Here is a 23,754-nt window from a genome sequence, read left to right as displayed (position 1 = left end):
GTACCGGGCATCGGGCCGTATTCAGTCCGATTTCGCCGAGGGCGTGCCCGGCTGCGCGCCGGGCGGCAGCAGAGGGCCGCAGTCCCACTGCTGGAAGATCAGCCGGGTCTCCACCCGGGCCACTTCCCGCCGGGCCGTGAACTCGTCCAGGACCAGGCGCTGGAGATCGGCCATGTCCGCGACCGCGACATGGACCAGGTAGTCGTCCGGACCGGTCAGATGGAACACGGTCAGCGACTCCGGCAGGGCCCGGATCCGCTCCACGAACGGCCCCACCAGCTCCCGCCGGTGCGGCCTGACCTGCACCGACAGCAGCGCCTGAAGACCCCTGCCCAGCTTGGCGGGATCGAGCCGCAGCCGGTGGCCGAGAATGAGCCCCGAGCGGCGCAGCCGGGTCACCCGGTCCAGGCAGGTCGACGGAGCGACCCCGACCTGCGCGGCGAGGTCGCGGTAGGTGGTCCGGGCGTCGTTCTGCAACAGCCGCAGCAGATGCAGATCCACCGGATCCAGTACGACGGATTCGGCCATGCGGCGAACGTAGCACGGTCCTCGTCCCCGTCATCCCGGCCGCTGTTCACCCTTCGGTCATGGACACGCCCTTGGACTCCGCGAGCACGCCCGCGTACGACGACGTACGCACCGCACCCAGAGCACTGGCCACCGAGGCGGTGCACGCCGGCCGTGACGACCTCGCACGGCAGGGACTGCACGCCCCGCCGATCGACCTGTCCACCACCTACCCCTCCTACGACAGCCGCGCCGAGGCCGCCCGCATCGACGCCTTCGCCACCGACGGCGCCGAACTCGACGGCACCCCGGTCTACGGACGGCTCGGCAACCCCACCGTCGCCCGCTTCGAGACCGCCCTGGCCCGGCTGGAGGGCACCGAGGCCGCGGTGGCGTTCGCCAGCGGCATGGCCGCGCTGAGCGCGGTGCTCCTCGTCCGGTCCGCCATGGGCCTGCGGCACGTCGTCGCCGTGCGCCCGCTGTACGGCTGCAGCGACCACCTGCTCACCGCCGGGCTGCTCGGCACCGAGGTCACCTGGACCGACCCGGCCGGGATCACCGACGCGCTGCGCCCGGACACCGGCCTGGTCATGGTCGAGACACCGGCGAACCCGACGCTCGCCGAGGTGGACCTGCGGGCCGTCGCCCACGCCTGCGGCTCCGTGCCGCTCCTCGTCGACAACACCTTCGCCACCCCCGTGCTGCAACGCCCGGCCGAGCAGGGTGCCCGCCTGGTGCTGCACAGCGCCACCAAGTACCTGGGCGGCCACGGCGACGTGATGGCGGGCGTGGTGGCCTGCGACGAGGAACTCGCCGGACGGCTGCGGCAGGTGCGGTTCGCCACCGGCGGGGTGCTGCACCCGCTCGCCGGCTATCTGCTGCTGCGCGGGCTGTCCACGCTTCCGGTCCGGGTGCGGGCCGCCTCCGCCACCGCGGCGGAACTGGCCGCCCGCCTGGCGGACGACCCCCGCGTCGCCCGGGTGCACTACCCGTCCATCGGCGGTGCCATGGTCTCCTTCGAGGTGCACGGCGACCCGCACACCGTCATCGGCGGCGTCGGCCTGATCACTCCGGCCGTGAGCCTCGGCAGCGTGGACACCCTGATCCAGCACCCGGCGTCCATCAGCCACCGCATCGTCGACGCGGACGACCGGCGGGGCGCCGGGGTGGGCGACCGGCTGCTGCGGATGTCGGTGGGCCTGGAGGACGTCGAGGACCTGTGGGCCGACCTGAACCGGGCGCTTGGGGCGCGGCCGGGACAGCCGCAAGTGAGGGGGCTGCACCAGGCGATGAGCTGAGTGGGGCCGGCCCGGAGGGCGCGCGGCCGGACCCTGTGCTTGGCCGCGGACCCTCCGGGGCCGCCGTTCAGTCCCGCGGGCGGGACCACTCGTACGGTGCCTGCTCGTGCGGTGCCTGCTCGGCCTCTGCCCGCTCGGCGTCGTACGGCAGCCGGGAGGCCACCGGGGTCGCGTCCAGCCGGGCCGTGATGACCACGGTGCCCTCCTCGATCTGGAAGTCGAGCGGCAGGCCCAGGCCCCGCATTGCGGCGACCATGCCGGTGTTGGCCGCCTGCGTCACGGCGTACACGCTCGCGCAGCCCGCCTCGACGGCCATCGCCACGAGCCGGCCCAGCAGTTCGCCGCCGACGCCGCGGCGCTGCCAGGCGTCCTCGACGAGCAGCGCGACCTCCGTCTCGTCGCCGTCCCACAGCAGATGACCGAGGCCGACGATCCGCCCGGAGGCGGTTCGCGCGGCCAGTGTGCGGCCGAACCGCGGGCTCAGCAGGTGGTCGAGATAGCGGTCGGCGTCGCCGACCGGCCCGTGGTAGCGCAGACCGAGGGTGCGCGCCGAGCAGCGCGCCTGCATCGCCCTGGCCGCCGCGAGGTCGCCGGTGTCGGCCCTGCGCACGGTGATCGCCTCGCCCTCGGGCAGCGTCAGCACGTCCTGACCGCGCGGAATCCGCGGTCCGAGCCGGGTGTCCAGCTCCACCAGGGCGCGCGCCCGCGCGAACTCGGTGGGCGTGAAGGGCAGATACGGCCGCTCCACGGTGATCGTCCCGCCCTCCGGCGACCGCAGCCGCATCACCGTGTCCTCGAGCACCCCCTCGGCCGGCACGTCCTGCGGGTCCCCGGCCGCCGCCGGCCGGTGCGGCAGTGAACGGATGGTGCACCGCCCCAGCAACTGTCGTAGGGCCAGCGGCAGTTCCGCCGCGTCGAGCGCCGTGCGCGCGGCCAGGCCCAGAACCCGTGTCGGCGCGTCCACCAGGTCGTGCGCGTCCGCCCGCTCGATCCACGTGTCGGCGCCGCCGGCCAGTGCGACCGCCCGGGTGATGCCGGACGCCTCGAGCCCGCCGGGAGCGCGCAGCAGGAACTCGTCCACCGTGCCCTCGGCCAGCGGATGCGTCTGCAGGCTCAGGATGTCCACGTGCCGGGTCGCCAGCGCCGCGCAGAGCGAGGCCAGCGAACCGGGCGCGTCCTGCACGGTCGTCCGCATCCGCCACAGCGTGCGGTCGCCCGGCGCCGCTTCGTCCGCCGCGGGACCGGCGGCGGACGGCCCGGCCTGCTGGGCGGCGAGCGGCCGGGTGCCGGTATCGTCCGCGGGCGGGGCGTGACCGTGGCGCCGTGCCCACCAGGTGTGGAAGGCCGCCGTGGCCACCAGCGCGAACGCCGAGATCACCAGCAGGGCCGGACCATCGGGGCCGTGACCGATCAGGTTGGCCACCCCGTCGGCCACGGCGACAGCCGTGAAGAGCGCGGCCAGTTCGACCAGGTCCCGCCGCCAGTGATGTGCCCGGCGACCGTGCTTCGACCACGTCATGTTCGACACTTCTCGAGTCATACGGCCACTGTGACGGAGCGGTGTTGCGTGATCACGAACGCGCTGTGACCGATGAGTAAAGCAATATTCGCACCTTTCGTAGCTGATTTTCGTGGTTGTCTCCGGCGGCGGTTCCCAGGGGCGAGCCCGGCGGGCGCCGGGTCAGGCGGCCACCTCCGTGGCCAGCGCGCCGCGCAGCCGGCGGGCCTCCACGACCAGGCGCGACGAGCCGCGCCGGTCCGCCGCCCGTGCCAGGTGCGGCAGGTCGCCCCGCGCACCGGACCGCTCGGCGCACTCGGCCGCGACGGCCAGCAGATCACCGAGCCCTCGCACCGGACCGGCCGGTCCGTCGGCGGCGAGGTCGGAGAGCAGCGGCGGCAACGCGTGGCCGAGCAGGCCCCACACGGTGGCGTACGCCCCGGTGGATGCGGCCGTGCGCAGCGACTCCGCCAGCCGCAGCGGCTTCACCGCACCGTGCCGCACCAGCTCACCGAGGTCCGCGCCGAGGCGGGCGGCGTCCAGCTGTCCACGCGCGGCGAGGACGAGCAGCGCGTCTACGGCGGCCAGCCGGTCCTCGGGGTGCCGGGCGCCCAGTCCGTACGCCACGCACAGGTGCGTCGCCTCACCCGCCTCGCCGCCGGACTCGGCGAGCAGCGGAAGGACGGAGGCCGCGCCCCGGCTGTCGTCCACGGCCACGGCGGACAGGTCCCGCAGGATCCGCACGGCCACCAGTTCGCGCAGTTCGGGCAGCACGGCCAGCCAGTGGGGGTGAGCGGAGCCGCTCCAGTGGGCGCAGTACCGGCTGTGCGCGAAGGCGCTGGACGGCCTGCCCAGGGCGCGGAAGGCATCGGGGAGGTCCTCCTGCAGCGCGGGAAGCTCACCGGACTCCGCCAGTATGCGCGGCCCCGAACTGCGGCGCCGGATCGCCGGCAGCACGGGAGCGCCGGTGGTCAGCCAGTGGACGAGTCGCCTTCCTTCCGCCGTACCGAGGGCTGCCGCGCGCTCCGCGGCGGCCGCTGCCGCCGGACGGTCCCCGCGCCGCACCCGCAGCAGCGCCTGCGCGAAGTCGGCCGCCGACACACGCGCCTCCAGACGCCGGTACACGTCGAGCCGCTCCACCAGCTCGTCCGGCTCCAGCAGGCCCGTGCTCCAGGTGGGCGTCGAGAGCAGGAACGGCAGGGGATCCGTGCGGATCCGGTACGCCACCTCCCACAGGCGGGCGTCGAAGGCATGGGAGAGCGCGCCGTGCGCGCAGGCCCGGTGCGGTGCTCCCGGCCGGATCGCGGCGTGCAGCCTGGCGGTGCTCAGCTTTCCCCGCAGCGTGATGAGCAGCAGATCCAGGCCTGCGAACCCGTCGAAGCCGCCCCGGGCGTCGCCGAATTGATGTTCCAGCCGCAGGTTGTGGAACGGATCGGCGCCGTCCCACCATCGGCGGGAGACCACCGGTTCCAGCGCCTCCAGCAGGGCGTCCCGATCGCGGTGGGCGTGGCGCACCAGCCCGTCCAGGGCACGTTCAAAGCCGGTCACATCGGTGTCGGACGCCAGTGCGGCCCCCACCTCCTCGGCGAGCTCGACGACCGAGGCCGCCGCGGGCGCGAGACGTGTCGGCTCGGGAACCAGGGGGAGCACCTCCTCGTACGCCGGGGTCACCTCGGCCGGTGCCGCGCCCAGCGACCGGACCGCCTGAGCGCGCAGCGGAGGGTTCAACTCATCGGCGGCCGAGGCGAGTTCGGCGCGCACTTCGGCGGAGCGGACCTTCTTCACATGCCGCTGGGCGAGCTTGAGCGCCCGCTCCTGCACACCGGCGTCCTCGTGCCCGAAGGCCTGCGCGACGGCGGGCAGCAGCTCGTCCGCCGCCGAGGCGTCCCGGGCGAGCACCTTGCCCAGCAGCACGAGCTGCGCCCGCACCAGCTTGCGCTCCGGCCGGAACAGCACCGCCTCCGACACCTCGGCCAGGTGACGGTGCGTCAACTGACCGTCCAGGGCCAGCGCCCCCAGCACCGACTGGGCGTGCGAGGCCACCGGAGACACCGCGTCCGAGGCCAGCGCCACCCAGTCGGCCACCCGCTCCCGCTGCTCCTCGCGCGTGAGCGCCAGGGACGTCAGTACCCGCAGGAACGCCCGGTGGTCGGCGTTCGTGCCGCCCCGCAGCAGGCGGGCCACGCAGGCGTCGACCGTGGCCCTCCGGTCGAGCGGGCCCTCCGCGGTGAGCTGCGCGAGGGCGCCGTGCCAGCTGGCGTGTCCTTCGTCGGCCGCCCATTCCAGCAGGCCGCCGATGTCGTTCACCTCGAAGAGCGCGGCCACGAGCGGCGCGAGGTGCGGGTCCGTACGCAGCCTCTCCAGCAAGGTGTTGCCTTGCCGCCAGTTGCCGCCGACCTGCTGCACCCAGCCCCGCACGTAGGCGTCGGTCGTCGGCACCGGGCAGCCCGCCAGGCGCACCAGGGCGGACATCAGCTCGTAGGGCACCTGCGCGGTGGCGGGCCGCTGGGCGAGCCGGTTCGCCAGATCGGCGAGCCAGTCGGTCTCCCGGTCGGCGAGGACGCGGAGCAGCACCGCGGGGGAGACCCCCGGCCAGCGCATGTCGGCGGCCGCGATCCAGCTCGCCACGCCGGCCGCGCCCGTCTGGCACGCCACCCCGGCCACGTACAGCGCCGGATACGCGCGGCGGGACGGCGCGTCCCAGCGCGTCGCTCTCAGCTCCTTGCGCAGCGCCTTCAACTCCGGGAAGAAAGCCCGGCGTCCGGCGTCGGTCATGGCGTCCAGCAGACCGACCACCTCGGCCGTCCGCCCGGCCCGCACCGCTTCCGTCAGCGTTGTCATCGCACACCCCCGTCGACTCGTGCCAGGTCCTGCTCCACTACGGCGGCGCCCCGCCGCGTCATCCGCACCGCCAGCGCGTGCTTGCACGGCCCGCGTCCGCCCCGGTACTTCGCCCACCACTGGCAACTGCAGCTGAGCACGCCCTTCTCCTCGCGCACCCGGTGCGCGTGGCCGTCCTCGGCGGTCACCGTCGCCAGGGCGCCGTCCAGGGCGACCGCTCCCGCGGCGACGAGGGCACGGGCGGCCCGCAGACGCGGGTTGTGCCGCTCGGCGCGATCCGCGTCGTAGGGCAGCTCGCGGTGGAAGTACGCCGCCTCCGCGGTGTCGTATCCGACCCGGCCCGAGGTGCCGAGCCGGACCAGCGCCGCGCGGACCCGCTCCGGGGCGAGCCCGGAGGCGGCGGCGAGGTCGGCGACGTCGACGCGGGGCTCCCAGGCCAGCAGCACCGCGATCAGCTCCGCGTCCTCGGCCGCCTCGTCGGTGGCGAGCGCGTCCAGCACCCCGCCCTCGCCGGAGAATCCGCGCGAGGCGTCGGGCGACAGCGTCAGCGTGAGCCGCATGCCGGGCAGGACCGCCTCCCAGGCACTGGCCGTGGCGGCGGCGCCCGCGACCGCCGGGCCGTACACGCGCAGGGCGGTCGCATGGCGCAGCACCCGCTGGAGCGCGGCGAGCCGCTCGGGCCCGGGCAGGCAGACCGCGCCCGGCACGGGCCGGGTGGTCGGCCGCAGCGCGCGACCCGCCGGAACCACCCACCGCGGACCGCCCCCGGCACCCCGCGGCCCGCTCCGCGGCAGCGACCGCAGGAACCGCACGGCCTCGGTCGCCGGCAGCTCGGCCCGCAGATCGAAGCCGGCGGCTATGACCTGGGCTTCCGCGAACCCGCGCAGCCAACGGTCCGGCAGCGGCACCTTCTTCTCCACCACGGGTCCGTCCAGGGTGGTCACGGCCAGTTCCTCCGGGCCCACCCGCATGTGGAGCGGATCGTCCGAGCCGATCCGGGACAGCGCCTCGCGCAGCGGGTTGTTGACGTCGACGTTCGTCGTGCCGTGTCCCACCTCGCCGCCGTCCAGGCCCGGGCGCAGCACGTCCAGACGCGCGTACACCCCGCAGCAGCCGGAGAAGGACTCGAAGCGCAGCCGGTCGCCGTTCCCCGTCACCACCGGGTCGAGAGAGGCGCGCAACTGCGGCTGGTAGTAGCGGGCGGCCGCCACGTCCGCCACCGCCAGCAGCCCGGCTGAGGCCACCTGAGGGGACGTCAGGAAGCCTGAGAAGAACCGCGGATGGTCCTGGATTCCCGAGGGTGTCGCACCCCGGGACGTCTCGAGTCCCAGGCGCTGTCCGCCCGTGGCGGGCTCCAGCACGGAGGGTCGGGAATAGGCCACGGCCTGCAAGGATCGCGTCATGGAAAAACCGTAGGGGCGACCACTGACAATCGGCCGCGACCTGCGGAAACACCCTTCGCGGACCGGGAGTTGCGACCTGGCCGCGGCACCCTTTTCCGCAGCGGGCCGCCGCGGCGGGGCTCGCCCGCCGGGCCCGGCACGCGCCTCCCGGTCCGGCGGAGGTCAGGTGCTGGCCGCCTCCGCCATCAGCCGCACCCCCGCCCGGATCCGGGCGGGGGAGAGGTGGGAGTAGCCGAGAACGAGGCGCACGCCGTCGTGGCCGGAGCCGGCGGCATCCGCGTGCCGGTACGCCGACAGGGCGCGCACCGCGACGTGGGCCTCGGCCATGCGTGCGAGGAAGCGCTCCTCGGGGCCGTACCGGCCGGGCAGCGCGGCGATGAGGTGCAGGCCCGCGGCGATCCCGGAGAGGCGCGCCCCGGGAAAGTGCTCGTCCAGGGCGGCGACGAGCGCGTCGCGTCGTTCGCGGTAGGCGCGCTGGCACCGGCGCAACTGCCGGTCGTAGTCGCCGCGCTCGACGAACCGCGCGAACACCGCCTGATCGACTGTCGGATGGCCGAGGTCCATGGTCCGCTTGCGCTCGACGACCTCGTCGGCCAGCGAGTCGGGCAGGAGCAGCCAGCCCAGCCGCAGCCCTGGGGCGAGGGACTTGCTGACCGACCCGGCGTAGGCGACGCGCTCAGGATCCAGACCCTGGAGGGCGCCCACCGGGGCGCGGTCGTAGCGGAAGTCGCCGTCGTAGTCGTCCTCGAAGACGATGCCGTCCACCGCCCGCGCCCAGTCGAGGAGTTCGGCGCGGCGCCGGGCGGAGCAGGCGATGCCGGTCGGGAACTGGTGGGCCGGTGTCGTCACCATGGCCCGTACCCCGGACCGGAGCAGCGGGCCGACGGCCGGACCCTCCGCGTCCAGGGGCAGCGGGACGGTGCCGACTCCGGCCGAGGCGTACAGGGCGCTGTGCTCGGGGCTGCCGGGATCCTCGACGCCCCACGGTGCGGATCCCGCGCGCGTGCAGCGCCGAGCCGACCAGAGCGCTCGCCTGGGCCACCCCCGAGACGACCACGATCCGCTCCGGGTCCGCGACCACGCCCCGGCGCCGGGTCAGCAGTTCGGCCAGCGCCGTGCGCAGCCGGGGCAGTCCGCGCGGGTCGGGGTAGCCGAGGTCGTGGTGCGGCAGGTCCGTCAGCACGGAGTGGTGCGTGGCCGCCCAGGCGGTCCGCGGGAACAGCGACAGGTCCGGCGTGCCGGGCACGAAGTCCGCGCGGGCTCCGGGAGAGCGGGGAGCGAGGTCACGCGCACGCGTGCGTGCGCCCCGGACGGCATCGCCCACCCAGGTCCCCGCACCCCGGCCGCTGCGGAGGTAGCCCTCCGCCGTCAACTGCTCGTACGCCTCCGTGACCAGCCCGCGCGAGACCCCCAGGTCCGCGGCGAGGTCCCGGCTGGAGGGCAGCCGTGTGCCCGCCGCGAGCCGCCCCGAGCGGACCGCCTCGCGCAGCGCGGCCCGCAGGGAGCGGCCACGCGCGCGTGCCGGGGCGGAGGCGGCCGGAAGGAGCAGTTCCCAGGCGGCCGAGCCGGTGAGTCCGCCCGGATTGGTCCCCGATGACGTCATGGAAGTGGACCTTAAACCGGACCGCCGCGCTTCCTAGCGTCGCTGCCATGAACGCCACCACCTCGCGCGGCACCCTGCTCGCCGCGCTCGCCTGCGTCCTCGTCGGGGCGTCCTTCACCGCCAACAGCGTCCTCGGCCACTACCCGTACGCGGGTGGCCAGTTCCTGCGCTACGGCCTGGCCTGCCTGCGGCTCCTGCCGCTCGCCGGGTGGGGCGCCCCGGCCCGGCTGCGGCGGCTCACACCCCGCCAGTGGCTCAGGCTCGCGCTGCTCGCGGCGGTCGGCATGGTCGGCTTCAACCTGGCCGTGCTCGCCGCCGAACGCAGCGCCGAGCCGGCGGTACCGGGGGTCTTCGTGGGCTGCGCCCCCGTGGTGGTGGCGGTCGTCGTTCCCGTATTGGAGGGACGCCGGCCCCGGCGGACGGTCCTCCACGGTGCCCTTCTGGTCGCCGCCGGGGCCTTCACCGTGCAGGGCTGGGGGCGGACCGACGGTACCGGAATCACCTTCTCCGCCTGCGCGCTGGCCGGCGAGGTCGGCTTCGCGGTCCTCGCGGTGCCCGTGCTGCGTCCGCTCGGGCCCCGGCTGCTGTCCGCCGTCGTGTGCGGGCTGGCGGCCCTGGAGTCGGCGGTGGCCGGGGCCGTCCTCGGCGGCGACTGGCTCAGGCGTCCGGACGCGGCCGAGGCCGTCGCGTTGCTGTGGCAGGCGGCCGTCGTCACCGTCGTCGGCTTCGTGTGCTGGTACATGGGCGTGCAGCGGATCGGCGCCGAGCGCGCCACGCTCTTCTCCGGTCTCATCCCCGTCGCGGCCGCCTGCACCGCGCCGATCGTCGGCGCCGGCTCGTACGGGGCGGTCCAGGCCCTGGGCAGCGCCCTGGTGGGCACGGGAGTCGCCCTGGGGGCGGGGGCATTGAGGACGGCCGGACGCCGGCGGCGGTCAGCGGCTGCCGTCCAGGAGGACGCGCGCGACCAGGGCCGGGTCGTCGTTCATCGGGACGTGCCCGCAGCCGGGCAGGCGCACGAGCCGGGCCTTGGGGATGATCTGCTTGGCGCGCACTCCCTGGCGGCGCACCAGCAGCCGGTCCCTGGTGCCCCAGGCGACGGTGACGGGGATACCGGGCAGGCCGTCGGTGAAGTGGACGCCGACGCCCGCCCGGAGGGTCTCCTCGAATCCGTCCGCCCCTGCCAGGGCGAGCGTCTCGGCCACCACGGCCTCGGGCGAACGGCGGGCCGGGTGGGCGTAGATGGTACTGGTCAGGACGGTGCGGCCGGCCGCTGTCCGTGAGAGCCGCTCGACCAGTGGCAGCGGCATCCGCCGGGCGAGCGTGCGCATCGTCCGCAGCACGCCGAAGGCGTAACGCCGCTCGGCCTGCGTCCAGAACCCCGCCGGGGCCAGAGCGGTGACGGACCGTACGAGCTTCTCGCGGCCCAGTTCCAGGGCCAGCAGGCCGCCCAGGGAGTTGCCGGCCACATGGGGCCGTTCTATCTCCAGTGCCGCGCACAGGGCGCCCAGCACCACGTTCATCGTGGGCAGGTCGTGCCGGAGCCCTTCCGGCAGCGCGGGGGAGGCCCCGAAGCCCGGCAGGTCCACGGTGATCACCTCGCGTTCGGCCGCGAGCAGGTGGACCACCGGGTCCCAGGCCTGGCGGTGGTGTCCGATGCCGTGCAGCAGGAGCAGCGGCTCGCCGCCGCCCACGCGCGCGTAGGAGAGGGTCACGGTCCGCGGGCCGTGCGCGGAGGGGACCTCGAAGGAGACGGTGGCGGACATGGGTGCTCCTTGTGGGGGAATCGCCGACAACGACGGTAGACAGACTGTCAGCAATTGCTACCGACGGGTAGCCCCGGGTTCGAGTTGAGCTCCGGAACGCCAACGCCTCTCCGCGGCCACGGCGTCCCCACCGCGGCGCGCCTGGACACGGACGCCTGACGTCGGCTGGGATGAGGGCGTGACCACCGATACCGGGACCGAAATCTTCGAAGAGCACCGCCCCGCCCTCATGGGTGTCGCCTACCGCATGCTCGGGCGCGTGGCGGACGCCGAGGACGTGCTCCAGGAAGCCTGGTTGCGCTGGTCCACCGCCGACCGGGGCGCCGTGCGCGAGCCGCGCGGCTACCTTGTGCGGGTGACCACCCGGCTCGCCATCGACCGGCTCCGCCGGATCAAGGCGCGCGGCGAGTCGTACGTCGGCCCGTGGCTGCCTGAACCGCTGGTCACGGATCTCGCGCAGACCGTCCCGGACACGGAGGAGCGGGCCGTCCTCGCCGACTCCGTGTCGCTCGCCGTGCTGGTCGTCCTGGAGACCCTGTCACCGCTCGAACGCGCGGTGTTCGTCCTGAGAGAGGCCTTCGGTTATCCGTACGCGGAGATCGCCGCCCTGCTCGACCGCGGCGAGCCCGCGGTGCGTCAACTGGCCGGCCGGGCCCGCAGGCACGTAGGCGAACGGCGGCCGCGCTACGAGGCCGACCCCGTCCAGCGGCGCGACCTCACCGAGCGGTTCCTGGCCGCCGCGGCGGGCGGCGACCTGGAGGGGTTGATGTCGCTGCTCGCACCCGACGCGCGCCTGGTGGGCGACAGCGGCGGCAAGGCCAAGGCGCCGCTGCGGGTCCTGGAGAGCGCCGACAAGGTGGGCCGCTTCCTGGTCGGCGTGGCGCACAAGGGCGTCCCGGATCCGTCCGTCCGCTTCCTGGAGGTCAACGGCGGCCCCGCCATGCTGATCCTGTCCGGGGGTGAGCCCGACAGCGTCTTCCAGTTGGACGTGGCCGACGGGCGTGTCCAGACCGTCTACATCGTCCGCAACCCCGACAAGCTGCGGTCCCTGGCCGCCTGAGCCTCCCGGCCCCGACGCCCGCACGGCCGCCGCGGCCCCCGGTCCCAGACGTCTGCGTGGCTGCCGCGCCCCCGTCCCGGATGACGGGGCCGCGTCGTGGTGCCCGGAAAACCGGCCCCGTGCGAACGGGTCGTGAACACCGTGCGACAGACGTCTGTGCGCCGTCCGAGGGAACGAGGATTGGTCTTGACCAAGGGTGGGGGCCGCCTTATCGTCGCAGATAAGTACAACAACCTTTAATAAACAAGGGCGCTAAAACGCGGCCGGATCACGGCGATTGCGGAGGACAGGGTGGGGACCACGCAGCTGGAATCGGTGCCGGAGCCGAAGTACTGGCATCTCAAGACCGTGCTCAGCGAGGCACTGGACTCCGAGTTCTCGGTGGGCGAGATCCTGCCCAACGAACGGGAGCTCGCCGCCCGCTTCGGCGTGGCCCGTGCCACGCTGCGCCAGGCGCTGGAGCAGCTGGAGCTGGAGGGACGGCTGCAGCGCCGCCGCGGCGTCGGTACGACCGTCGCACCGCCACGCGTGGGCGTGGCCGTCGGCACCGACCAGCACGCCTGGCCGGGAGCGTCCGGCGACGCCTGGCAGAGCGTCGACTGCACCCTGGCCGCCCCGCCGGCCGCGATCGCCGACGCCCTGGAGACCGGCCACGAGGAGCCCGTGCACATGGTGCGCCGGTCCCGGATGAGCCACGGTCAGCCGGTCGCCGCCGAACTGCTCTATGTTCCGCACGGATCGGTGCCCGACCTGAGCGCGATAGACGCGCCGTCCGGGCCGGCACGCGCGCGTGCCGTGCTGCGTGAGCTGCACCGCCTCGAGCTGGAGGGCCAGGACCGCTCGGTCGAACTGGGCTCGGCCCGCGCGGACGACGCCAAGGAACTGGACCGGCTGCCCGGCGCTCCCGTGCTCGTCGTCACCACCCGCTTCGTCGTCCAGGGACGCACGGCCGCGATCTCCGTCGCCACCTACCGCGCCGACACCTGCCGGCTGACCTTCGGGGACTCGGGTGGCGTGGAGATACACGACGGCCCGCACCAGCAGGCCTCCTAGCCGGCCGGTCTTCCGACCGGCAGGACCCCTGGCCGGCGTCACCCGCCCTCGGCGGCAGGCCGTCACTGGCAACGGCCTGTCGTCACTCGGAGGGGCGGGTCGGCACCGGGACGGGTTGGTCATCACCGGGAGGGGCGGGCCCCCGGACCCCTCACGGCGGAGCCACTGACGGCGGCTCGTCATCGGGTACGGTCAGCCGGCGCCGGGAGGAGCGGACCCCCGGCGACGACCCACGGCGTCCCCTTCCACGGCGGCCCCCACCGGGATCAGCAGGCCCCCACCGGGACCAGCAGGCCGTCACCGGGACCGGCGGTCCGTCACCGGAAGAGGTCGGGCCAAACCCCCCTACGGCGGCTTTTCACCGGGACCGTCGCGCCGTCACCGTGCCCTCCACCGCGAACAGCTGCTCCTCGACGTGGTCGAGGGCCAGCCGGAGCGCGCCCGTCGCCACGGCCGCCTCGCCGAGCATCGACAGGGTGACCTTGGGCGGCCGCAGACAGTAGCGGTCCAGTTCGCGCCGCAGCGGCTCCAGTACGCCGTCCAGCCCCGCCGCCCAGCCGCCGATGACGACGAGTTCCGGGTCCAGGGCCAGTGCCAGCGCCGCCACGTCGTGGACGAGCCGCTGGATGAACCGCTCGACGGCCGCGCCGGCCCGCCGGTCACCCCGGCGGGCCAGCGCGAAGACCTCGGCCACCGCCCGCTCGTCCAGCGGGTGCAGCGGCTGGTCCGTCGTCGACAGCAGCGTCTCGGGGGTCGCCTCCCGGCCCAGCAGGTGCAGCGCGCCGATCTCCCCGGCGGCCCCGCCGAACCCGCGGTGCAGTCGCCCGCCGATGAGCGAACCGGCGCCCGGGCTCAGTCCCGCCAGTACGAAGACCATGTCGTCGGACTCGGTGGCGGCGCCCTTCCAGTGCTCGGCCACCGCCGCCGCGTTCGCGTCGTTCTCGACGAGCACCGGGCACTTGAACGAACGGCTCAGCCGTTCGCCCAGGTGCAGGCCGGTCCACCCGGGCAGCGCGGTGCCCAGCCGTACCGTGCCGTCCGCCTCGACGATCCCGGGCGTGCCGACCCCGACGGCCCGCAGTGAACTGCGCGGGACGCCGGCCCTGCGCAGCAGTTCGGCGACCGCGCCGCGCAGCCGCTCCAGCCGCTCGTCCGCCTCGGCGGTCTCCTCCACGTCCTTGGCCTGGGCGCCCACCACACGGCCGTCCAGGTCGGCCAGCAGCGCGGCGACCCGGTGCGCGCCGATCTCCAGGCCCAGCAGGTGCCCGGCCTCGGCCCGGAACCGGAACCGGCGCGCGGGCCGTCCCTGCCGGCGTGCGGTACCCTCCTCGGCCGCCGTCTCGACGACGAGTCCCGCCTCGATCAGGCCCTCCACGACGCCCTCGACCGTCGGCCGGGACAGCCCCGTCACCCGGGTGATCTCCGTGAGCGTCGCACAGTCCGTGGCACGCAGCGCGTGCAGCACCACCGCGGAGTTGATCCTTCGCAGCAGCGAGGGATCCCCGCCGGTCAGCCGCCCCACCGTCCGTCCTCCCAGCTCGTGCGCGTGTTGGGCGGATCGTACTCGGCACGGGCCGGGGCAGCGAGCGCCGGGGACGGCACGAGCGCGCGCCGGCACAGCGCGGGCCGGCCGGGGGTGCGGTCGCTGACGCCCCGCCAGTTGTCAGTGGGGGCCGCTTTACTGGAGCACATGGACATCGCGAAGGCTCTCGCCGTCATCGACCGGCTGCGCTGCGGGGAGTATCCAGCCCAGCGCACCCGGACGGACCTCGGCACGGCCGGACCCGGTTACCGGATGGCCGAGTTGGAGACGAGCGAAGACTTCTGGGAGGACGACGGCGGCCGGCGGGAGGCGACGGCGGGGCAGTTCGAGCTCGACCGGGACGGACTGGGGGAGCGGCTCACCGGACGCTGGGGCCCGCCGCAGGTGTTCAGCCTGTACAGCGTGCTCGAACGCACCCTGTCGGGTGAGGACGTGCCCGAGCCGTGGGCCTCGCTCAGCGGGCACGTACCGGACGTCCAGCTGTGGAGGGAGCGGGAAACCGGCCCGTGGATAGCGCTCGGGGTCTCCCAGTGGGACCAGGAGCTGCCGTTCCAGCTCCTCGCGGTCGTCACCGACGTCGATCCGCCGTGACCCGTCCGCTACGACGCCTCCGCGGCCACCCTCAGCCGTGCGAACTCCTCAGCCATCGTCTCGGCCGTCCAATGCGCGTTCAGCCCGCTCGGATTGGGCAGCACCCACACCCGCGTCTCGCCGAACGTCCGTTCCTGCGGCCCCACTTGGGCCGTGCGGTCGCCGAATGCCGCCCGGTACGCGGTGACGCCCACCACGGCCAGCCACCTCGGCCGCAGCCGCGCCACCTTCCGTGCCAGGAGCCGTCCACCCTCCCGGTACTCGTGGGGCGTCAGCTCCTGCGCCCGGGCCGTCGGCCGCGCCACGACGTTCGTGATGCCCAGTCCGTACGACAGCAACTCGTCCTGTTCCGCGGGCTTCATCAGCCTCGGGGTGAACCCCGACCGGTGCAGCACCGGCCAGAACCGGTTGCCCGGCCGCGCGAAGTGGTGGCCGGTCGCGGCCGTCATCAGACCGGGGTTGATGCCGCAGAACAGAACCCTCAGGCCGTCCGCGACGACATCCGGGACCGGACGGTCGCGGGCGGCCTGGAGCTCCGCCGGGGTGAAACGGGTCAGAGGATCGCCCCCGGCGCGTAGGCCGCGGCCTCCGGGCGTTGCTTCACGATCTCCTCGATCCGGCCCACGACCGTGCCGACCTGGTCGGCCGCCGCACCGGTGAAGGACAGCTTGTCGGCCATCAGCGCGTCCAGCCCCGCGCGGTCGAGCGGGAGGCGGTCGTCGGCGGCCAGCTTGTCGAGCAGGTCGTTGCGCTCGGCGCCCTGCTCGCGCATGGCGAGCGCGGTCGCGACGGCGTTCTCCTTGATCGCCTCGTGGGCGACCTCGCGGCCGACCCCGGCCCGCACGGCGCCCATCAGCACCTTGGTCGTGGCCAGGAACGGCAGGTAGCGGTCCAGTTCGCGGGCGATCACCGCGGGGAAGGCGCCGAACTCGTCGAGCACCGTCAGGAACGTCTCCAGCAGGCCGTCCAGCGCGAAGAACGCGTCCGGCAGCGCGACCCGGCGCACCACCGAGCAGGACACGTCGCCCTCGTTCCACTGGTCGCCCGCCAGCTCGCCGGTCATCGAGGCGTAGCCGCGCAGGATCACCATCAGGCCGTTGACGCGCTCGCAGGAGCGGGTGTTCATCTTGTGCGGCATCGCCGAGGAGCCGACCTGGCCCGGCTTGAAGCCCTCGGTGACCAGCTCGTGCCCGGCCATCAGCCGGATCGTCTTCGCCAGCGAGGAGGGCGCCGCCGCCAGCTGGACCAGCGCGGTGACGACCTCGTAGTCCAGCGAGCGCGGGTAGACCTGGCCGACCGACGTGAACGCCCGCGAGAAGCCGAGGTGCCCGGCGACGCGCCGCTCCAGCTCCGCGAGCTTCGACGCGTCGCCCCCGAGCAGGTCCAGCATGTCCTGGGCCGTGCCCACCGGGCCCTTGACACCGCGCAGCGGGTAGCGTCCCAGCAGCTCCTCGACCCGCCCGTGCGCCACCAGCAGCTCGTCCGCCGCGGTCGCGAAGCGCTTGCCGAGGGTGGTCGCCTGCGCGGCGACGTTGTGCGAGCGGCCGGCCATGACCAGCTCGCCGTACTCGGCGGCCAGCCTGCCCAGCCGGGCGAGGACGGCGACCGTACGGTCCCGCATCAGCTCCAGCGAGAGCCGGATCTGCAGCTGCTCGACGTTCTCCGTCAGGTCGCGGGAGGTCATGCCCTTGTGCACGTGCTCGTGCCCGGCGAGGTCGTTGAACTCCTCGATCCGCGCCTTCACATCGTGCCGGGTGACCTTCTCGCGCTCCGCGATCGAGGCCAGGTCGACCTGGTCGAGGACCCGCTCGTAGTCGGCGATCGCCTCGTCCGGCACCTCGATGCCGAGGTCCTTCTGGGCGCGCAGCACGGCGAGCCAGAGCTGCCGCTCCAGCCTCACCTTCTGCTCGGGCGACCAGAGCGTGGCGAGCTCGGCGGAGGCGTAACGTCCGGCGAGGACGTTCGGGATGCGGGGCTTGGCGGGCGCTGAAGTCACGTAAACGGATTCTACTGGCGATTCGTGCAGGCCAGCGCCACGGGGGTGTTCGTGGGAAGCTACGAGAGCTCCGCGTCGGCCGCCGCCGGCGGCTGCGCCGGGTCCTCGTAGGGCAGCAGCTCGGGCCGCTTCGCGGGGCGGCCGTCCCCCGAGGAACGGCCGGTCAGGCGCCGTCCTATCCACGGCAGCAGATGCTGCCGGGCGAAGCGGGCGTCCGCCACCCTGCGGGTGCGCCAGCCCGGACGCGCGGTCGCCGGCATGGGCGTACGCCACTCGGCGTCCTCGGGCTCGTGGCCGAGCGTCTGCCACACCGCCTCCGCGACCCGGCGGTGGCCCTCGGCGGTCAGGTGCAGCCGGTCCACGTCCCACAGCCGGGGGTCGGCGAGCGACGCTGCCCCGTACAGGTCGACGACGAGCGCGCCGTGCCGTTCGGCGAGCTCGTCGACGCAGGCGAACAGCTCCTCCATGCGGGGCCGGAAGCGCTCCAGGACGGGGCCCTGCCGGCCGGGGCTGCGCATCAGCACCAGCCGCTCGCACGACGGCGCCAGCCGCTCCACGGCCTCCGTGAGCAGCCCCGTGACCCTGCCCATGTCGCATTTGGGCCGCAGCGTGTCGTTGAGGCCGCCCACCAGCGTCACGACATCGGCCCGCATGGCCGCCGCCGTCTCCACCTGCTCGTCGACGATCTGTCCGATGAGCTTGCCGCGCACGGCGAGGTTGGCGTACCGGAAGCCGGGCGTGCGGGCGGCCATCCGCGCCGCGAGGAGGTCCGCCCAGCCGCGGTACGAACCGTCGGGCAGCCGGTCCGACATGCCCTCGGTGAAGGAGTCGCCGACCGCGACCAGGCTGGTGTACGTGGGATTCGTCTGCATGGCGTGAGCGATGGTATCCCCGCGACCCGGCGCCATACCAAGCGGTTGGTCCGCGGGGTCAGGCCATCCCGGTCACTCCCGCCGGTCCGAACAGCTCCCGCAGCACGTCCTCCATCGTCACCAGGCCCGCCAGCCGGCCGTCGGCACCCAGGACCGCCGCCAGATGCGTACGGCTGCCGCGCATCGCGGTCAGCACGTCGTCCAGCGGAGTGCCCTCGCGGACCCGGGCGATCGGGCGCATGTCCCGCAGCCGGAACGGCTCTCCTCGCGGCGAGGCGTCCAGGGCGTCCTTCACATGCAGGTAGCCGACGATGTGGCGCTCCTCGTCGACCACCGGGAAGCGCGAGAAACCGGACTCGGCCGACAGCCGCTCCAGCTGCTCGGGGGTGACCCCCAGACGCGCGTGGACGACCCGCTCCAGCGGAAGCACCACGTCGCGCACGGGCCGGCTGCCGAGCTCCAGCGCGTCGTGCAGCCGCTCCTGCGCCCGGTCGTCGATGAGGCCGGCCGCGCTGGCGTCCTTGACGATCTGGGCCAGTTCCGAGTCCGTGAAGGTCGAGGAGACCTCGCCCTTGGCCTCCACCCGCAACAGCTTGAGCAGGCTGTTCGCGAACGCGTTCACCGTGAAGATCACCGGACGCAGCGCCCGGGACAGCGCGACCAGCGGCGGTCCGAGCAGCAGCGCGCTGCGCACCGGCTCCGCGAGCGCGACGTTCTTCGGCACCATCTCGCCGAGCAGCATGTGCAGATACGTCGCCAGGGCGAGCGCGATCACGAACGACACCGCGTGGCCCGCCCCCGCCGGCACGCCCACCGCGTGGAACACCGGCTCCAGCAGGTGCGCGATCGCCGGCTCGGCGACCACACCGAGGACCAGGGTGCACAGGGTGATGCCGAGCTGCGCCGCGGCCAGCAGCGCGGACACGTGCTCCAGGCCCCACAGCACGCTCCTGGCGCGTCGGTCGCCCTCCTCGGCGTACGGCTCGACCTGGCTGCGGCGCACCGAGATCAGCGCGAACTCGGCGCCCACGAAGAAGGCGTTGACGACCAGGGACGCCAGGCCGATCAGGATCTGTACGGAGGTCACCGGCCGGCCCTCTTCTCGTCGTGCGTGTCACCGCGCGGATGATCGGCCCGCCGTGCGGGTCCCTCGCGGCCGTCGCCGTCCTCGTCGTCGAGCGGCGCGTGCAGCAGCACGCGCGCGGCCCGGCGGCCGCTCGCGTCCACCACGTCCAGCCGCCAGCCGGCGACCTGGAGGATGTCGCCGGTCTCGGGGATCCGGCCGAGCTCGGTGGCGATCAGGCCGGCCAGTGTCTCGTACGGGCCCTCCGGCACCCGCAGCCCGACGCGCGCGAGCTGGTCCACCCGCGCGGAGCCGTCCGCCGAGTACAGGCCGCGGCCCTCCTCGTCGGCCCCGGCCGGGGCGAGGTCGGGCGTCTCGTGCGGGTCGTGCTCGTCACGCACCTCGCCGACCACCTCCTCGACGATGTCCTCCAGCGTCGCCACGCCCGCGGTGCCGCCGTACTCGTCGATGACGACCGCCATCGTGCGTTTGCCGGAGAGCCGGTCCAGCAGCCGGTCGACTGTCAGCGACTCGGGGACCAGGAGCGGCTCGCGCATGATCTCGGAGACCCGCGTGCGGGTGCGGCGCTCGGCGGGCACCGCCAGCACGTCCTTGATGTGGGCGGTGCCCACGACCGAGTCGAGGCCGCCCTGGTACACGGGGAACCGCGACAGCCCGGTCGCCCGGGTCGCGTTCGCCACGTCCTCGCAGGTCGCCTGGGCGTCGAGGGCCATGACCTGGACGCGCGGGGTCATCACGTTCTCCGCGGTCAGGTCGGCCAGGTTGAGGGTCCGCACGAACAGCTCGGCGGTGTCCGCCTCCAGGGCGCCCTCCCTGGCGGAGTGCCGCGCCAGGGCGGCGAGCTCCTGGGGGCCGCGCGCGGAGGCGAGTTCCTCGGCGGGCTCCACGCCGAGCCGGCGCACCAGGTGGTTCGCCGTGTTGTTCAGGTGGGTGATGAAGGGGCGGAAGGCGGCGCTGAACCAGCGCTGCGGATTGCCCACCCGCCTGGCCACCGCGAGCGGCGAGGAGATCGCCCAGTTCTTGGGCACCAGCTCGCCGACGACCATCAGGAACACGGTGGACAGGGCCGTGCCGAGGACCAGCGCCACCGTGGTCGCGGCGGACCGGGACAGGCCGAGCGCCTGGACGGGACCCGCGATCAGCTTGGCGATCGACGGTTCGGCGAGCATGCCGACCACCAGATTGGTGACGGTGATGCCGAGCTGCGCGCCGGAGAGCTGGAAGGTCAGGTTCCGTACGGCCTTCAGCGCGCCGGCCGCGCCGCGCTCACCGCGCTCGGCCGCCCGCTCCAGGGCACCGCGCTCGACGGTCGTCAGCGAGAACTCGGCCGCGACGAAAGCGCCGCAGGCGAGGCTCAGCAGCACCGCGACCAGCAACAGGAGCACTTCGGTCATCGGGTCACCCCCGACCCATGGTCGGGCAGGACAGGGACAGGCGCGCTATGTCGCGCTCGGGGAGGCTCGCCCATGGGCGGACGCTCACAACCTTTCATGCAGGACCGGGTGTCCTCCAAGAGTAAAGGATGAGCAAAGAAATGTTCGGGGTCGGCCCGTCAGGGCCTCACGGGTCAGTCCGTCAGGGGCTTCACCCAGCGCCGCCAGCGCTCCTCGGGCGCGTAGCCCGCCGCCCGCCAGGCGTGGTGCGCGCTCTCGTTGCGGGTGAGCACCATGGCGTCCCCGCGCCGCCCGCCGAGCCGCACGAACCGCTCCTCCGCGGCCGTCAGCAGGGCCGAGCCGATGCCCCGGCGCCGCCGGTCCGGGTGCACGGCCAGCCGGTACAGGTGGCAGCGCCAGCCGTCGAAGCCCGCGATGACCGTACCGGCCAGTTCGCCGTCCTGCTCCGCCAGCAGCAGGGCCTCCGGATCGCGGGCGAGCAGGCGGGCCATGCCGTCCCGGTCGTCGCTGATGCTGGTGCCCTCCGCGGCCGTCGTCCAGAAGGCCAGCACGGTGTCGAGGTCGTCGGCGGTCGCGGCGCGTATGTGTAGATCGCTCATGAGGTGATCACACCACGCACCGCCGCCCGCCGGGCCCAATTCCAGCATCCGGACGCTCGCGCACCGCCGCGACCGCGTCACTCGTGCGCGATCGCGGCCAGCACGTTCATCCGGGAGGCCCGCAGCGCGGGCAGCAGGGCCGCGACGACGCCCACGAGCGCCGAACCGACCACCACCGCCACGATCGTGCTCCAGGGGATGGCCAGCACCCTCATGCCCTGGAGAGCCAGCACCCGCTGGGTGCACAGGCCCCACACCAGGCCCAGCACCAGCCCCAGGACCGCGCCGAAGACCGCGATCACCACCGACTCCAGCCGGATCATCCGCCGCAGCTGCCGGCGGGCCAGCCCGATGGCCCGCAGCAGACCGATCTCCCGGGTGCGTTCCACCACCGACAGGGCGAGCGTGTTGACCACGCCCAGGACCGCGATGACGATCGCGAGGCCGAGCAGCGCGTAGACGAGGTAGAGCAGCACCGCGATCTGGTCGTGGACCAGCTTCTTGTAGTCCGCCTGGTCGCGCACCTGCACATTCGGGTACGGAGCGAGGGTCTTCTCCAGGTGGGATCGCAACTGGTCGGTGCCCGTGCCCGGAGCGGCGTTCACATACAGTGCGGCGTCCGGGGTGCCCGGCACGTACTTCTCCACGGTTGCGATCCCGAAGTACACGCCGCCCTGGACACCGAACCCCTCGGCCGGGTCCTGGTTGGTGAGTGCGCCCACGGTCAGCCGGGCCTGCCGTCCGCCCTGGAACTCGACGGGCAGCACGTCCCCGGGCCGCACCCCGTGCTTCCTGGCGAAGCCGGCGTCCATGGCGAGGCTTCCGTCGGCGAGCGCCGCCGCGGTGTCGCCGTGGACGTACGTGATGTGGACGACCGAGTCGAACCGCGGGTCGTATCCGGAAGCGGTGGTCTCGACGCGCTTGCCGTCCGGCAGTCTCATGGCGACCGCGGCCAGCCGCTGCCGTACGACGGTGCCGGCGCCCCGGGTGCCGCGCACCGCGTCCGTGACCTCCGCGGAGAACGGCAGGAAGCTGCGGTTCTGCACCACGTAGTCGGCGCCCAGCACCCTGTCGATCTGGCGGTCCAGGGAGCGGGTCATGGAGGCACTGGCCACGGACAGCCCGCCCACCAGGGCCAGGCCCACCATCAGGGCGGCCGCCGTGGCGCCGGTCCGGCGCGGGTTGCGCAGCGCGTTGCGCTGGCTCATCCGCCCGATGGACCCGAACAGCGCCGGGAAGACCCCGCCCAGCACCCGGATCAGTGGGCGCACCAGCAGTGGCCCCGCGACGACGGCGGCGACCAGGGTGAGGACGATGCCCACGCCCAGCAGCGCGGCGGCGGTCGCGGTCCGGTGCGCGGCGGCGCAGCCCGCGAGCGCGGCCGCGCCGGCCGCGCCCACGGCCGCGCCCGCCGCCGCGCGCACCCGCAGCGGCCGCCCCATCCCGGCCACCTCGGTGTCCGCCAGGGCCGCCATGGGCGAGACGGTCGCGGCGCGACGGGCCGGCAGGTAGGCCGCCAGGAAAGTGACACCGATGCCGACGGCGTACGCGGCGACGGGCGTGAGCCACCTGACGACCATCGCCGCGGTCGTCAGGTTCATACCGAAGGCGCTCATCAGCCGGATCAGTCCGGCCGCGAGGCCGATCCCGGCCGCCAGTCCCACCGTGGAGCCGACCACGCCGAGCAGCACCGCCTCGGCCAGCACCGAGCGGCGAACCTGCCGCCGGTCGGCCCCCAGGGCGCGCAGCAGGCCCAGCTCGCGGGTGCGCTGGGCGATCAGCATGGAGAAGGTGTTGACGATCAGGAAGACGCCGACGAGGACCGCGATCCCGGCGAATCCGAGCATGACGTACTTGATGATCTTGACGAATCCGCCGAGCCGGGCGGCGGCGGACTTGGCCTGCTCACCAGCCGTCCTGAGGTCGTAGCCGGTGGTACCCACGGCCCGGCCCACGCGCTGCTTGAGCTCGGCGTCGGTGACACCCCTGACCGCGTCGACCGAGATGCTCGTCGCGCGGGTCGTGGAGCCGAGCAGCCTGGCCTGGGCGGTGGGGGTGTCCAGGAAGAGCCTGGCCGCGCCCGGGTTGGTGGTGGTGAACGCGGCGATGCCGACGACCCGGACGCGGAACGAGCCGGGCTGCGCCTGGACCGCGAGCACGTCGCCGACCCGCACGCCGTTGTGCCGGGCAGTGTCGGCGTCCAGCAGGGCCTCGCCGTCGCCGCGTGGTGCGTGGCCGGAGGTCAGCCGCACCGGGCTGCGGTCGGTGACCTGCCAGTTGGAGACGATCGTCGGGGCGCCCGTGGTCGGGCCGACCGGTTCGTTGCGGCTGTCGACGACCATGGCGTTCTGGACGGCCACGTCCACGTGCGTCGCGGCGACGCCGTCGACCCTGGCCACCCGCTGGGCTAGGGACGCCGGCACGGTCTGCACGACCCCGGTGGGCAGGGCGGACTTCAGTTCCTGCTTCGGGGCCACCGTGACATCGGCGGCGGTGGAGGCGAAGAGCCGGTCGAAGGTGCGGGCGACGGTGTCGGAGAAGATCAGGCTGCCCGTGACGAAGGCCACGGACAGGATGACGGCCAGGGCCGAGAGCAGCAGCCGCCCCCTGTGGGCCAGGAAGCTGCGCAGTGTCGCCTTGAGCACGGGG

Annotated in this window: 17 protein-coding genes and 2 pseudogenes; 5 read left to right on the top strand and 14 right to left on the bottom strand. The window is 74.0% G+C overall.

Going from position 1 to position 23,754, the window contains the following annotated elements:
* Nucleotides 1–21: 21 nt before the first annotated feature.
* Complete coding sequence (locus tag ACFY3J_RS14830) at nucleotides 22–528, bottom strand: Lrp/AsnC family transcriptional regulator (protein WP_141363100.1); 507 nt, start codon at nucleotides 526–528, stop codon at nucleotides 22–24.
* Between the two features lie 59 nt (nucleotides 529–587).
* On the opposite strand from ACFY3J_RS14830, the gene ACFY3J_RS14825 reads away from it, so the two are divergent.
* Complete coding sequence (locus ACFY3J_RS14825) at nucleotides 588–1,805, top strand: trans-sulfuration enzyme family protein (RefSeq protein ID WP_384181671.1); 1,218 nt, start codon at nucleotides 588–590, stop codon at nucleotides 1,803–1,805.
* 67 nt (nucleotides 1,806–1,872) lie between these two features.
* Here ACFY3J_RS14825 and ACFY3J_RS14820 read toward each other — a convergent pair whose 3' ends face one another.
* From ACFY3J_RS14820 to ACFY3J_RS14805, 4 genes and pseudogenes are all read right to left on the bottom strand, one after another.
* A complete protein-coding gene (locus tag ACFY3J_RS14820) occupies nucleotides 1,873–3,324 on the bottom strand; it encodes a GNAT family N-acetyltransferase (RefSeq protein ID WP_390840990.1) in 1,452 nt (483 codons plus the stop codon).
* Between the two features lie 162 nt (nucleotides 3,325–3,486).
* Nucleotides 3,487–6,144 (bottom strand): DUF6493 family protein, encoded by a 2,658-nt coding sequence (locus ACFY3J_RS14815; RefSeq protein ID WP_390840989.1) that lies wholly within the window; start codon nucleotides 6,142–6,144, stop codon nucleotides 3,487–3,489.
* Nucleotides 6,141–7,547, bottom strand: coding sequence for an SWIM zinc finger family protein (locus ACFY3J_RS14810; protein ID WP_390840988.1), 1,407 nt, complete (start codon nucleotides 7,545–7,547; stop codon nucleotides 6,141–6,143). Before ACFY3J_RS14810 ends, ACFY3J_RS14815 begins: the two co-directional genes overlap by 4 nt.
* A gap of 162 nt (nucleotides 7,548–7,709) precedes the next feature.
* Nucleotides 7,710–9,150 (bottom strand): annotated as a pseudogene (locus ACFY3J_RS14805) (PLP-dependent aminotransferase family protein).
* Here ACFY3J_RS14805 and ACFY3J_RS14800 point away from each other — a divergent pair.
* Nucleotides 9,141–9,983: pseudogene (locus ACFY3J_RS14800) on the top strand (DMT family transporter); the annotation flags it as partial. The pseudogenes ACFY3J_RS14805 and ACFY3J_RS14800 overlap by 10 nt on opposite strands.
* Before the next feature lie 99 nt (nucleotides 9,984–10,082).
* Here ACFY3J_RS14800 and ACFY3J_RS14795 read toward each other — a convergent pair.
* Nucleotides 10,083–10,913 (bottom strand): alpha/beta fold hydrolase, encoded by an 831-nt coding sequence (locus ACFY3J_RS14795; RefSeq protein WP_384181663.1) that lies wholly within the window; start codon nucleotides 10,911–10,913, stop codon nucleotides 10,083–10,085.
* Between the two features lie 178 nt (nucleotides 10,914–11,091).
* Here ACFY3J_RS14795 and ACFY3J_RS14790 point away from each other — a divergent pair, with 178 nt between their 5' ends.
* Together ACFY3J_RS14790 and ACFY3J_RS14785 are read left to right on the top strand one after the other, a co-directional pair.
* Nucleotides 11,092–11,973, top strand: a complete 882-nt coding sequence (locus tag ACFY3J_RS14790; RefSeq protein WP_384181661.1) for an RNA polymerase sigma-70 factor — start codon at nucleotides 11,092–11,094, stop codon at nucleotides 11,971–11,973.
* A gap of 291 nt (nucleotides 11,974–12,264) precedes the next feature.
* Nucleotides 12,265–13,026 (top strand): GntR family transcriptional regulator, encoded by a 762-nt coding sequence (locus ACFY3J_RS14785; protein ID WP_390840987.1) that lies wholly within the window; start codon nucleotides 12,265–12,267, stop codon nucleotides 13,024–13,026.
* Between the two features lie 358 nt (nucleotides 13,027–13,384).
* On the opposite strand, the gene ACFY3J_RS14780 is transcribed toward ACFY3J_RS14785, so the two are convergent.
* Entirely contained in the window at nucleotides 13,385–14,548 is a 1,164-nt protein-coding gene (locus ACFY3J_RS14780) for an ROK family transcriptional regulator (RefSeq protein WP_384181657.1), read from the bottom strand.
* A gap of 168 nt (nucleotides 14,549–14,716) precedes the next feature.
* Between ACFY3J_RS14780 and ACFY3J_RS14775 the strand changes: the two genes are divergently transcribed.
* Nucleotides 14,717–15,160 (top strand): hypothetical protein, encoded by a 444-nt coding sequence (locus ACFY3J_RS14775; RefSeq protein ID WP_390840986.1) that lies wholly within the window; start codon nucleotides 14,717–14,719, stop codon nucleotides 15,158–15,160.
* Nucleotides 15,161–15,168: 8 nt separating this feature from the next.
* Here ACFY3J_RS14775 and mug read toward each other — a convergent pair whose 3' ends face one another.
* The 7 genes from mug to ACFY3J_RS14740 all read right to left on the bottom strand — a co-directional run bounded on the left by mug (nucleotide 15,169) and on the right by ACFY3J_RS14740 (nucleotide 23,750).
* Nucleotides 15,169–15,717, bottom strand: a complete 549-nt coding sequence (gene mug / locus ACFY3J_RS14770; RefSeq protein ID WP_384181776.1) for a G/U mismatch-specific DNA glycosylase — start codon at nucleotides 15,715–15,717, stop codon at nucleotides 15,169–15,171.
* Nucleotides 15,714–17,156, bottom strand: a complete 1,443-nt coding sequence (gene purB, locus ACFY3J_RS14765) for an adenylosuccinate lyase (RefSeq protein ID WP_384181653.1) — start codon at nucleotides 17,154–17,156, stop codon at nucleotides 15,714–15,716. Before purB ends, mug begins: the two co-directional genes overlap by 4 nt.
* 59 nt (nucleotides 17,157–17,215) lie before the next feature.
* Nucleotides 17,216–18,028, bottom strand: coding sequence for an SGNH/GDSL hydrolase family protein (locus ACFY3J_RS14760; protein ID WP_384181651.1), 813 nt, complete (start codon nucleotides 18,026–18,028; stop codon nucleotides 17,216–17,218).
* A gap of 58 nt (nucleotides 18,029–18,086) precedes the next feature.
* Nucleotides 18,087–19,115 (bottom strand): hemolysin family protein, encoded by a 1,029-nt coding sequence (locus ACFY3J_RS14755; protein WP_384181649.1) that lies wholly within the window; start codon nucleotides 19,113–19,115, stop codon nucleotides 18,087–18,089.
* A complete protein-coding gene (locus ACFY3J_RS14750) occupies nucleotides 19,112–20,506 on the bottom strand; it encodes a hemolysin family protein (protein WP_390840985.1) in 1,395 nt (464 codons plus the stop codon). Before ACFY3J_RS14750 ends, ACFY3J_RS14755 begins: the two co-directional genes overlap by 4 nt.
* Nucleotides 20,507–20,679: 173 nt before the next feature.
* A complete protein-coding gene (locus tag ACFY3J_RS14745; RefSeq protein ID WP_384181645.1) occupies nucleotides 20,680–21,105 on the bottom strand; it encodes a GNAT family N-acetyltransferase in 426 nt (141 codons plus the stop codon).
* 77 nt (nucleotides 21,106–21,182) lie between these two features.
* On the bottom strand, nucleotides 21,183–23,750 hold the full coding sequence (locus tag ACFY3J_RS14740) for an ABC transporter permease (protein ID WP_390840984.1): 2,568 nt from the start codon (nucleotides 23,748–23,750) through the stop codon (nucleotides 21,183–21,185).
* Nucleotides 23,751–23,754: the final 4 nt, after the last annotated feature.

It is taken from the genome of Streptomyces sp. NPDC001231, assembly GCF_042896885.1.
GTDB lineage: Bacteria > Actinomycetota > Actinomycetes > Streptomycetales > Streptomycetaceae > Streptomyces.
The sequence above is the reverse complement of the archived record's forward strand: the minus strand, read 5'-3'. Positions and strand labels throughout refer to the sequence as shown.

Bases quoted from the DNA above. Each gene is read 5' to 3' on its own strand.
- ACFY3J_RS14775 (WP_390840986.1), top strand. From the start codon at position 14,717: ATGGACATCGCGAAGGCTCTCGCCGTCATCGACCGGCTGCGCTGCGGG.
- ACFY3J_RS14830 (WP_141363100.1), bottom strand. From the start codon at position 528: ATGGCCGAATCCGTCGTACTGGATCCGGTGGATCTGCATCTGCTGCGG.
- ACFY3J_RS14815 (WP_390840989.1), bottom strand. From the start codon at position 6,144: ATGACAACGCTGACGGAAGCGGTGCGGGCCGGGCGGACGGCCGAGGTG.
- ACFY3J_RS14820 (WP_390840990.1), bottom strand. From the start codon at position 3,324: ATGACGTGGTCGAAGCACGGTCGCCGGGCACATCACTGGCGGCGGGAC.
- ACFY3J_RS14750 (WP_390840985.1), bottom strand. From the start codon at position 20,506: ATGACCGAAGTGCTCCTGTTGCTGGTCGCGGTGCTGCTGAGCCTCGCC.
- ACFY3J_RS14825 (WP_384181671.1), top strand. From the start codon at position 588: ATGGACACGCCCTTGGACTCCGCGAGCACGCCCGCGTACGACGACGTA.
- ACFY3J_RS14810 (WP_390840988.1), bottom strand. From the start codon at position 7,547: ATGACGCGATCCTTGCAGGCCGTGGCCTATTCCCGACCCTCCGTGCTG.
- ACFY3J_RS14760 (WP_384181651.1), bottom strand. From the start codon at position 18,028: ATGCAGACGAATCCCACGTACACCAGCCTGGTCGCGGTCGGCGACTCC.
- ACFY3J_RS14745 (WP_384181645.1), bottom strand. From the start codon at position 21,105: ATGAGCGATCTACACATACGCGCCGCGACCGCCGACGACCTCGACACC.
- ACFY3J_RS14795 (WP_384181663.1), bottom strand. From the start codon at position 10,913: ATGTCCGCCACCGTCTCCTTCGAGGTCCCCTCCGCGCACGGCCCGCGG.